The organism is Streptomyces sp. (genome assembly GCF_036566765.1).
In the GTDB taxonomy this organism is placed as follows: Bacteria; Actinomycetota; Actinomycetes; order Streptomycetales; family Streptomycetaceae; genus Streptomyces.
The window spans coordinates 1-3,891 of the sequence record NZ_DATCVQ010000615.1 but is presented as its reverse complement, the minus strand read 5'-3'; the positions used below and the strand labels follow the sequence as shown (position 1 = coordinate 3,891).

Genomic DNA, 3,891 nt, shown 5'->3' with positions numbered 1-3,891 from the left:
CACCGCCGCGATCAGGATCTGCGTCCACTCGCCGTCGAAGCGAAGCTGCTTGCCGTCGGCGATGACAGCACCGGTGAAGCGGTAGACGGCTCCCTCGTCCATGTCCGCGTCGAGGATCAGGCGGTACATCGCGTCGTAGAGCCACGGTGAGTCGGGCTGGTCGCGAAACTCGGCTGTGATCAGCAGTCGCTCGCCGCCGTAGGCGGAGAATGCCGCGACCAGGTAGCCGTCGTGCCGCCCGGCTTCGGGGTGCAGGTGACCCCAGGTGTCTTCGATGATCTGGTTTGCTCGGCGCTCGCCGTACGCATCTTCGAGCATCATCACGCCACGCTCCGGAGGTGTCGGGTCGGCTCGTACTGGGCGAGGTCGGCGCGCTGCTGGTCGGTCATGCCGGCGATCAGGGCGTCGATCTGCGCCCGCATGGACAGCACCTGGGCGACGGGGTCGGCGATGAGGCCGAGGTCGTCGAGGGTGGGCGGCTCCCAGCCGGCGAGGGCCGGGTCGACGGCGGTGGGGAACACGGTGGGGCCGCCGGGCCACGGGCTGGGCAGGGGCCGGACCGGCGGCAGGTCGACGGCCGGCCACGTCGGGGCGGTCACCGGGCACCGCCGAACAGCAGGGACAGCTCCCGGTCGCGGCGGGCCGCGAGGTTACTGGCCGGGTCGTGCAACTCGCCGTTGGGCGACTTCGGGCAGCGAAGGCGACGCTGGAGCTGGGTTCCCTTCATCCAAGTGAAGGGGTAGAGCACCAGCCACTGGCGGCGCTTGCGGGACCAGGCGATTCGCCGGCCGCAGTAGTCGCACTCGGCGAGGTGGACGGGCGGCCGGCTCATCGGGCCAGCTCCAGTTCGGCGAGGTGGGCGACGGCCAGCCGGTACTCGACCTCTTCGTCGATGAGGTGCCGGGCGTCGTCGGCGATGTGGCCGGGCAGGGCCGCCCAGTGGGAGGCGACGTCGGCGAGCTCGGCGGCGGTGGCGGTGCGGAGGGTGGCGGCGAGGGTGGTGAGGTAGACGCCCTCCACCACGGCGGCCGGGCTCACCGGGTGCCGCCGTCGGCGAGCTTGAAGCCAGCCTCGAAGCCGGTGCGGTAGGCGCGGGCGAACGAGGCGGGGAGGATGTCGAGGGCGACGAGCAGGTCGACCGCCTGGCGGACGCTGCCGACCGGGTACGTGGTCGGCCGGAGCAGCACCTGGCCGGCCCGGACGGTGACGGTGCCGTTGTCCCAGTCGATGCCGAGGGTCGCGTCGCTGGCGTAGCGGGCGTTGACCCAGCCCCAGCACTCGTGCCAGTTCCAGCCGTTGGTGCGGGCCCAGCGGTGCACGTCGGCGAGCAGGTGGCGGTGTTCGCCCGGCGCGAAGCCGGGGAAGCCGGTGGGGGTGACGGTCCCGTTCATCGGGTACCTTCCTTTCGGTAGTTGCGGCCCCGCTGGTCTTGGTCGGTTGGCGGGGCTGCTCTGCGTCCGGGCCCGGTCGGGCGCCGGGTGGATCAGGCGGCGTCGGTCGAGTGGCGGCGGCTGGAATTGCGGCGGCGCAGGATGGCGAGCTGGATTTCGGCGAGGGCCTGACTGAGCGCCTCGGCGGCCTCGCGGCCGGCGGCCGAGTCCGGGTCGAGCTGGGGGATCGGCTCGCGGGGGCCGGAGGGGCGTGGGGGCTGGCTGGGCCCGGACGGCGGGTGCGTCACGACTCGGCCCGCCCGAACAGCGCCTCGACGCTGGTGCCCAGGTCGGCGGCCATCCGCATCGCCAGCGGCAGGCCGGCGGTCTTCCGGCCCGATCGAAGGTGAGACATGTGGGTGCGGCCGATGCCGTGCCGTTCGGCCTGCGCCGTGATCGAGGCCAGGCCCCTCTTCTCGGCGAGGGCGTCGTATACCTCAACCCGCAGCCGAACCCCGTCGGCCTTGGGCGACGGTCCGTCGGTTTTTGGCGTCGCTTCCATGACCACGACGGTAACCGTCGCCTTAAGGCAACGCAAGAGCCGAAGGGTTAACCCGTCGATATCAGCCGAACGGATGGGTACCCACCGTCGGCTTGGATGCCCTATCGTTGCCCGTAGACAACACCAGAAGGGAGATGAACACCATGCCCCAACGCGTGAACGACGCAGGCGCAGCCAAGATCAGAAGACGGCGCAGGCAAGCCGACAGCGTCGCCAAAGAGCAACGCCCGCCGAATTACCGCTGCCGCTGGACCAGCGCCTACCGTGCGCCTATGGGCGACGCTTCCGCACCCCCGGAGGACTGGGCGAGCTACCTCCGGCGCATGACCAAGCGACCGGGCTGGAGCGTTGCCCGCCTCGCCCGTGAAGCCGGCATCCACCGCGGCACCATCTTCGGCTGGATGAAAGGCGACGGCGTGACCGTCGCCAACGTCAAGGCCATCGCGAAGGCTCTCGGCGACGACGAAGCCCACGCCCTGGCCGCCGCGGCAGGGTCAACGGGCAGCGTCGACCAGCTCGACGCTGATGTGCGGATCATCATGCGGCGCCTCACCGACCCGGGCACCAGCGAGGCGGAGCGGATCCTGATCCGGGCGACGCTGCGGCACCTGGCGGATCTCGCCGACCGGGCCGAGCAGGGCAAGCCCGACGTCGAGGGTCGCGCCGCAAGCTGATGCCGCCCCGCCGCCCCATCGCCCTCCCCGATCGACCCCACCGGGTGGTCCTCTACGCCCGGGTGTCCGCGCTGATGGGGCGCGGCGGTGACGACTTCCACTCGCCGGATGTGCAGATCGCGGCGATGCGCCGCGCCACCGTCGGCATGGCCGAGGTCGCTGTGATCGACGACGACATCGACGTCTCCGGCACCCACTTCTCCCGCGAGGGCATCGACAAGGTCCGGCGGATGGCCCGGGCCGGGCAGATCGACGCCATCGCCGTCTACGACGTCAGCCGCTTCGGCCGGGACGTCCTCGAATCGCTGCTGGTGCTCCGCGAGCTCGCCCAGTCCGGCGTCACGATCATCTCCGCGTGTGAGCACATCGACACGTCCACGCCGTCCGGCGAGATGATGCTGATCAACATGCTGAACATCGCCCAGTACCGGGCGAAGGAGATCGGCCGCGGCTGGTCCAACACGATCGCCCGCCGGGCGGAACGGGGCCAGCACCACGGCCGGCCGTTGGGCTACACCCGGTTGGACAAGCGGATGGTGCCCGACCCGGTCGTCGGCCCTGCCGTCACGGAGGTGTTCCGCCGGTACGGGGCGGGCGAGCCGATCGGTGAGATCACCGCCTACCTGGCTGCTGTGCGCGGCCAGCCCATGCACACCCCGAACGTGAAGAAGCTGCTCCGCAACCCGGTCTACCTGGGTCGGGTCGTCGCCGGCGGCGATGTGCTCCCCGGCGAGCACGAGCCCCTGGTCGACGAGGTGACGTGGCAGCGGGTGCAGAACCGGCTCGCCGCCGAAGCCGGCACCCCGCCGCGGCACCTCGCGCCCACCTGGTCGCTGGTCGGGCTGGTGGAGTGCCCGGACGGCCACAAGCTGCAACGCCAGGGCGACCGCCTCGTGTGCGGGCATGGCCGCGGGGACGTGAAGGGCGGCGCCTGCGAGGGTGTGGGCCGTCCGTTGCTGGCCCGGGTGGAGGCGGAAGTCCTCGCTCAGGTCGCCGAGTACGCGTCCGCGTTGCGCACCGATCACGGTGCCAGGGCGGCCCGGCTGGCGAAGCTCACCACCGGCAGGGCGGGCCGGGCGGCGTTGGAGCGGCGGCTGAAGGATGCGCGCGCCGGCATGGTGCGGTTGGCGAAGTCGAACGCCCTGGATCCGCTGCCGGACGTGGTGTACCGGCAGGCGATGGCGGAGCTTCGGGATGCGGAGCGGGCTGCGGTGGTGGAGCTGGCCCGGCTGGGTCCGGTGGAGGTGCTGCCGGATCCGGTGGAGGCGGCGGGCGCGGTGGACGC

General features: G+C 71.9%; 9 protein-coding genes. 2 read left to right on the top strand and 7 right to left on the bottom strand.

Going from position 1 to position 3,891, the window contains the following annotated elements; all coding sequences use genetic code 11:
• From VIU94_RS35930 to VIU94_RS35900, 7 genes are all read right to left on the bottom strand, one after another.
• On the bottom strand, window positions 1-321 hold a 321-nt coding region (locus tag VIU94_RS35930), incomplete at its 3' end, for a hypothetical protein (protein WP_331918273.1).
• The gene (locus tag VIU94_RS35925; RefSeq protein WP_331918271.1) at window positions 321-599 is read right to left on the bottom strand and encodes a hypothetical protein; all 279 of its coding nucleotides are present in this window, start codon (window positions 597-599) and stop codon (window positions 321-323) included. The genes VIU94_RS35930 and VIU94_RS35925, both read right to left, overlap by 1 nt.
• Window positions 596-832: a hypothetical protein gene (locus VIU94_RS35920; RefSeq protein ID WP_331918269.1), complete on the bottom strand. Its 237-nt coding sequence runs from the start codon at window positions 830-832 to the stop codon at window positions 596-598. Before VIU94_RS35920 ends, VIU94_RS35925 begins: the two co-directional genes overlap by 4 nt.
• Window positions 829-1,038, bottom strand: a complete 210-nt coding sequence (locus VIU94_RS35915) for a hypothetical protein (protein WP_331918267.1) — start codon at window positions 1,036-1,038, stop codon at window positions 829-831. Before VIU94_RS35915 ends, VIU94_RS35920 begins: the two co-directional genes overlap by 4 nt.
• On the bottom strand, window positions 1,035-1,391 hold the full coding sequence (locus VIU94_RS35910; protein ID WP_331918265.1) for a hypothetical protein: 357 nt from the start codon (window positions 1,389-1,391) through the stop codon (window positions 1,035-1,037). Before VIU94_RS35910 ends, VIU94_RS35915 begins: the two co-directional genes overlap by 4 nt.
• Window positions 1,392-1,483: 92 nt before the next feature.
• Window positions 1,484-1,678: a hypothetical protein gene (locus VIU94_RS35905; RefSeq protein ID WP_331918263.1), complete on the bottom strand. Its 195-nt coding sequence runs from the start codon at window positions 1,676-1,678 to the stop codon at window positions 1,484-1,486.
• On the bottom strand, window positions 1,675-1,932 hold the full coding sequence (locus VIU94_RS35900; protein ID WP_331918261.1) for a hypothetical protein: 258 nt from the start codon (window positions 1,930-1,932) through the stop codon (window positions 1,675-1,677). Before VIU94_RS35900 ends, VIU94_RS35905 begins: the two co-directional genes overlap by 4 nt.
• A gap of 134 nt (window positions 1,933-2,066) precedes the next feature.
• On the opposite strand from VIU94_RS35900, the gene VIU94_RS35895 reads away from it, so the two are divergent.
• Together VIU94_RS35895 and VIU94_RS35890 are read left to right on the top strand one after the other, a co-directional pair.
• On the top strand, window positions 2,067-2,606 hold the full coding sequence (locus VIU94_RS35895) for a helix-turn-helix domain-containing protein (protein ID WP_331918259.1): 540 nt from the start codon (window positions 2,067-2,069) through the stop codon (window positions 2,604-2,606).
• On the top strand, window positions 2,606-3,891 hold a 1,286-nt coding region (locus tag VIU94_RS35890; protein WP_331918257.1), incomplete at its 3' end, for a recombinase family protein. The genes VIU94_RS35895 and VIU94_RS35890, both read left to right, overlap by 1 nt.